Source organism: Marinobacterium profundum (genome assembly GCF_001528745.1).
GTDB lineage: Bacteria > Pseudomonadota > Gammaproteobacteria > Pseudomonadales > Balneatricaceae > Marinobacterium_A > Marinobacterium_A profundum.
In genome coordinates this window covers 1-894 of sequence record NZ_BCNS01000097.1, presented here as the reverse complement: position 1 = coordinate 894, position 894 = coordinate 1, and the positions used below count along the sequence as shown (strand labels likewise).

Here is an 894-nt window from a genome sequence, read left to right as displayed (position 1 = left end):
GACAGCCTCCTAGGAGGCTGCTAGAAAGCATCCTCAGGCAGCTCAAGCAGAGTGTCGGCCTTATCCATCATCGTCGCCGCCAGGCCTTCATTGCGCGGCAGAATACGGCGGAAATAAAAGCGTGCGGTGCTAAGTTTGGCGTCGTAAAAGGCAGTTTCGGTGCTGCCAGCGGCCAGCGCCTCTTGCGCCTTTACCGCACTCAGCGCCCAGATATAGGCCAGCACCGTGTAACCGCTGTACATCATATAATCGAAGGCGGCGGCACCAAGCTGGGCCGGATCTTCGCCAATCTCGGTGACAAGACGGTCGGTCAGGCTGTTCCAGCGTTCTAGCTGACGCTCCAGCTCGGCAAGCATGTCGGCAAGTTCTGCGTTATTGCGCTCGGATTCGATAAAGGCCTGCACCTCGGCGGCAAAGCCCCGCTGCAGCGCGCCCTTGCTACCGTTGATCTTGCGCCCCAGCAGATCCAGCGCCTGAATGCCGTTAGTACCCTCGTAAATGGGCGCAATGCGGGCGTCGCGCAAAATCTGCTCCATGCCCCACTCGGCGATGTAACCATGACCACCGAACACCTGAATACCCAGGCTTGCAGCCTCGACACCGGCTTCGGTCAAAAAGCCCTTGGCGATGGGGATCAACAGCGCCAGACGCTCTTGGGCGCGCTTGCGTTCAGCCGGATCTTCAGCGCTGTGGGCCAGATCAACCAGCTGGGCGCAAAGATAACTGAAAGCGCGGCCGCCCTCGGCAAAGACTTTCTGCGTCAGCAACATGCGCCGCACATCGGGATGCACAATAATGGGATCGGCGCTCTTTTCAGGCGCAGCAGCACCGCGCAGCGAGCGCATCTGCAGGCGATCGCGGGCATAGCTCAAGGCGCCCTGATACGAGAGTTCG

General features: G+C 60.2%; 1 protein-coding gene. It reads right to left on the bottom strand.

Features of this window, described 5'->3' with window-relative positions; all coding sequences use genetic code 11:
* Positions 1-20 precede the first annotated feature (20 nt).
* Positions 21-894 (bottom strand): acyl-CoA dehydrogenase C-terminal domain-containing protein (locus MPRO_RS08025; protein WP_173645504.1); only part of this gene is annotated, 874 nt, incomplete at its 5' end.